The organism is Oleiphilus sp. HI0125 (assembly GCF_001635355.1).
This window is the reverse complement of sequence record NZ_LWGF01000379.1, coordinates 1-5,263: the sequence shown is the minus strand read 5'-3', so window position 1 is coordinate 5,263 and position 5,263 is coordinate 1. Positions and strand designations below refer to the sequence as shown.

Sequence of the window (5,263 nt, the reverse complement as noted above, 5' to 3'; positions counted from 1 at the left end):
CGGCGATGAACCGTTTCACTTCTGAGTTCGGGATGGGATCAGGTGGTTCCAGTTCTCTATGGTCGTCAGGCAAAACTCTGGTTGAAGTAACTTACTGACGTTACACCAACACTTAATTCTGCTGTTGTCTTTAACATTTGGAAGCAATAGTAGTCGCTTATGATTCATATCTTCATTATTCGTCGATTGTTCGATTGGTTGCCTATACACCCAGCCTTCTTTCGAAGACGCTTTGGCGTTATATAGTCAAGCCTCACGGGCAATTAGTACAGGTTAGCTCAACGCCTCACAACGCTTACACACCCTGCCTATCAACCTCATAGTCTTTAAGGGCCCTTTAGGATTCTCAAGGAATCAGGGAAAACTTATCTTGAAGGGGGCTTCCCGCTTAGATGCTTTCAGCGGTTATCCTGTCCGAACATAGCTACCGGGCAATGCGTCTGGCGACACAACCCGAACACCAGAGGTTCGTCCACTCCGGTCCTCTCGTACTAGGAGCAGCTCTTCTCAATTTTCCAACGTCCACGGCAGATAGGGACCGAACTGTCTCACGACGTTCTAAACCCAGCTCGCGTACCACTTTAAATGGCGAACAGCCATACCCTTGGGACCGGCTTCAGCCCCAGGATGTGATGAGCCGACATCGAGGTGCCAAACACCGCCGTCGATGTGAACTCTTGGGCGGTATCAGCCTGTTATCCCCGGAGTACCTTTTATCCGTTGAGCGATGGCCCTTCCATACAGAACCACCGGATCACTATGACCTACTTTCGTACCTGCTCGACGTGTCTGTCTCGCAGTTAAGCGCGCTTATGCCATTACACTAACCGCATGATGTCCGACCATGCTTAGCGCACCTTCGTGCTCCTCCGTTACTCTTTGGGAGGAGACCGCCCCAGTCAAACTACCCACCACACAGTGTCCTCGATCCCGATAAGGGACCAGAGTTAGAACCTCAAACATACCAGGGTGGTATTTCAAGGATGGCTCCACACACACTGGCGTGCATGTTTCAAAGCCTCCCACCTATCCTACACAAATAGGCTCAAAGTTCACTGTGAAGCTGTAGTAAAGGTTCACGGGGTCTTTCCGTCTAGCCGCGGATACGCTGCATCTTAACAGCGATTTCAATTTCACTGAGTCTCGGGTGGAGACAGCTTAGCCATCGTTACACCATTCGTGCAGGTCGGAACTTACCCGACAAGGAATTTCGCTACCTTAGGACCGTTATAGTTACGGCCGCCGTTTACCGGGGCTTCGATCAAGAGCTTCGCATACGCTAACCCCATCAATTAACCTTCCGGCACCGGGCAGGTGTCACACCCTATACGTCCTCTTTCGAGTTTGCAGAGTGCTGTGTTTTTAATAAACAGTCGCAGCTAACTGGTATCTTCGACTGCCGCTAGCTTAGGGAGCAAGTCCCGTCACCGGCAGCAGCGTACCTTCTCCCGAAGTTACGGTACCATTTTGCCTAGTTCCTTCACCCGAGTTCTCTCAAGCGCCTTGGTATTCTCTACCTGACCACCTGTGTCGGTTTGGGGTACGGTTCCTTTATATCTGAAGCTTAGAAGTTTTTCCTGGAAGCAGAGCATCAACCACTTCAATCCCGTAGGATCTCGTCATCAGTTCTCAGCCTTAGGGACCCGGATTTGCCTAAGTCCCCAGCCTACAACCTTAAACATGGACAACCATCGCCATGCTGGCCTAGCTTTCTCCGTCTCTCCATCGCAATATAAAGAAGTACAGGAATATTAACCTGTTTCCCATCGACTACGCTTCTCAGCCTCGCCTTAGGGGCCGACTCACCCTGCGCCGATTAGCGTTGCGCAGGAACCCTTGGTCTTCCGGCGGGGAGGTTTTTCACCCCCCTTATCGTTACTCATGTCAGCATTCGCACTTCTGATACCTCCAGCAAACCTCTCGATTCACCTTCAACAGCGTACAGAACGCTCCTCTACCATATAGATAAATCTATATCCGCAGCTTCGGTTCATAGTTTGAGCCCCGTTAAATCTTCCGCGCAGGCCGACTCGACTAGTGAGCTATTACGCTTTCTTTAAAGGGTGGCTGCTTCTAAGCCAACCTCCTAGCTGTCTAAGCCTTCCCACATCGTTTCCCACTTAACTATGAATTTGGGACCTTAGCTGGCGGTCTGGGTTGTTGCCCTCTCCACGACGGACGTTAGCACCCGCCGTGTGTCTCCCGTGCTCGCACTCCTAGGTATTCGGAGTTTGCATGGGGTTGGTAAGTCGGGATGACCCCCTAGCCCAAACAGTGCTCTACCCCCTAGGGTGATACACGAGGCGCTACCTAAATAGCTTTCGAGGAGAACCAGCTATCTCCGAGTTTGATTAGCCTTTCACTCCTATCCACAAGTCATCCCCTGGCTTTTCAACGACAGTGGGTTCGGTCCTCCAGTCAGTGTTACCTAACCTTCAACCTGCTCATGGATAGATCACTCGGTTTCGGGTCTAATCCTAGCAACTGTGCGCCCTATTAAGACTCGGTTTCCCTACGGCTCCCCTATACGGTTAACCTTGCTACTAAAATTAAGTCGCTGACCCATTATACAAAAGGTACGCAGTCACAGAACAAGTCTGCTCCCACTGCTTGTACGCATACGGTTTCAGGATCTATTTCACTCCCCTCACAGGGGTTCTTTTCGCCTTTCCCTCACGGTACTGGTTCACTATCGGTCAGTCAGGAGTATTTAGCCTTGGAGGATGGTCCCCCCATCTTCAGACAAGATAACACGTGTCCCGTCCTACTTAATATGTAACTAAAGCTGCTTCGTGTACGGGGCTATCACCCTCTATCGCCACACTTTCCAGAGTGTTCCACTACAACTTTAATTATCGGCTGTTCCCCGTTCGCTCGCCGCTACTAAGGGAATCTCGGTTGATTTCTTTTCCTCCGGGTACTTAGATGTTTCAGTTCTCCGGGTTCGCTTCTTACACCTATGTATTCAATGCAAGATAACCGCCTTATGACGGTTGGGTTTCCCCATTCGGAAATCGTTGGATCAAAGCTCGTTTACCAGCTCCCCAACGCTTATCGCAGGTTTCTACGTCCTTCATCGCCTCTGACTGCCAAGGCATCCACCGTATGCGCTTAGTCGCTTGACTATATAACCCAAAGAGTCCTCCAGGACGACCTTTTACCATCCCGGTCTTTGTGTCATACACGACCAATCGTAACGTTTCGCCGAATAACGCTTGATATGAATCTCATTTCTTACATTATCCGAGTTAAATGTTTTGCCGCTGATATATGGCAAAACAAATAACCTTAGCAATGTTATTAATAGTCATCACAACTACTAACAACGTTTCTACTATCACATTCCAAATTGTTAAAGAACATTCTGATTCTCTGATCAGAACTAAAAACACTCAAAGCAACGCTTTGAATATCTTTAGTTATGAACAGAAATTGGTGGAGCTAAGCAGGATCGAACTGCTGACCTCCTGCGTGCAAGGCAGGCGCTCTCCCAGCTGAGCTATAGCCCCATCTCTGGACTCGGCCTTCTGATAATTGGTAGGCCTGGGCAGACTTGAACTGCCGACCTCACCCTTATCAGGGGTGCGCTCTAACCACCTGAGCTACAGGCCTATTGTTCTTTAAATCTCAACCAAGCAATTCGTGTGAACTCTGACCGAAACGTGCACGTTTCGTTTAAGGAGGTGATCCAGCCCCAGGTTCCCCTAGGGCTACCTTGTTACGACTTCACCCCAGTCATGAACCACACCGTGGTAATCGTCCCCCCGAAGGTTAGACTAACTACTTCTGGTGCAATCCACTCCCATGGTGTGACGGGCGGTGTGTACAAGGCCCGGGAACGTATTCACCGTGACATTCTGATTCACGATTACTAGCGATTCCGACTTCATGGAGTCGAGTTGCAGACTCCAATCCGGACTACGATAGGCTTTCTGGGATTAGCTCCACCTCGCGGCTTAGCGTCCCTTTGTATCTACCATTGTAGCACGTGTGTAGCCCTGGTCGTAAGGGCCATGATGACTTGACGTCGTCCCCACCTTCCTCCGGTTTGTCACCGGCAGTCTCCTTAGAGTTCCCACCCGAAGTGCTGGCAAATAAGGATAAGGGTTGCGCTCGTTACGGGACTTAACCCAACATTTCACAACACGAGCTGACGACAGCCATGCAGCACCTGTCACTGCGTTCCCGAAGGCACCAATCTATCTCTAGAAAGTTCGCAGGATGTCAAGACCAGGTAAGGTTCTTCGCGTTGCATCGAATTAAACCACATGCTCCACCGCTTGTGCGGGCCCCCGTCAATTCATTTGAGTTTTAACCTTGCGGCCGTACTCCCCAGGCGGTCTACTTAGTGCGTTAGCTGCGCCACTAAGGAATCAAGTTCCCCAACGGCTAGTAGACATCGTTTACGGCGTGGACTACCAGGGTATCTAATCCTGTTTGCTCCCCACGCTTTCGCACCTCAGCGTCAGTATCAGTCCAGGTGGCCGCCTTCGCCACTGATGTTCCTTCCAATCTCTACGCATTTCACCGCTACACTGGAAATTCCACCACCCTCTACTGTACTCTAGCGAACCAGTTCCAAATGCAGTTCCCAGGTTGAGCCCGGGGCTTTCACATCTGGCTTAGTAAGCCGCCTACGCGCGCTTTACGCCCAGTAATTCCGATTAACGCTCGCACCCTCAGTATTACCGCGGCTGCTGGCACTGAGTTAGCCGGTGCTTCTTCTGTAGGTAACGTCAATCCTCGCAGGTATTAACTACGAGGCCTTCCTCCCTACTGAAAGTGCTTTACAACCCGAAAGCCTTCTTCACACACGCGGCATGGCTGCATCAGGCTTGCGCCCATTGTGCAATATTCCCCACTGCTGCCTCCCGTAGGAGTCTGGGCCGTGTCTCAGTCCCAGTGTGGCTGATCATCCTCTCAGACCAGCTAGAGATCGTCGCCTTGGTGAGCCATTACCTCACCAACTAGCTAATCTCACGCAGGCCCATCCAATAGCGAGAGCCGAAGCCCCCTTTCCTCCGTAGAGCTTATGCGGTATTAATCCGGTTTTCACCGGGCTATCCCCCACTACTGGGCAGGTTCCTACGCGTTACTCACCCGTCCGCCGCTCGTCAGCATCTAGCAAGCTAGATCTGTTACCGCTCGACTTGCATGTGTTAAGCCTGCCGCCAGCGTTCAATCTGAGCCATGATCAAACTCTTCAGTTTAATCTTCAAGTGTCATCCCGAAGGACAACTAAATTTGTCTCAAGTAAAACTAC

At 50.8% G+C, this 5,263-nt stretch carries 2 tRNA genes and 3 rRNA genes; all 5 read right to left on the bottom strand.

The features are described from left to right. Positions 1–70 (bottom strand): 5S ribosomal RNA (rrf, locus tag A3762_RS05240); the annotation flags it as partial. Positions 71–242: 172 nt separating this feature from the next. Then, positions 243–3,125 (bottom strand): 23S ribosomal RNA (locus tag A3762_RS05235). A 308-nt stretch (positions 3,126–3,433) separates the two neighbouring features. Further along, positions 3,434–3,509: transfer RNA gene (locus tag A3762_RS05230), tRNA-Ala, on the bottom strand. A gap of 26 nt (positions 3,510–3,535) precedes the next feature. After that, positions 3,536–3,612, bottom strand: a tRNA-Ile gene (locus A3762_RS05225). Positions 3,613–3,676: 64 nt separating this feature from the next. After that, positions 3,677–5,210: ribosomal RNA gene (locus A3762_RS05220) — 16S ribosomal RNA — on the bottom strand. Between the last annotated feature and the right edge of the window lie 53 nt (positions 5,211–5,263).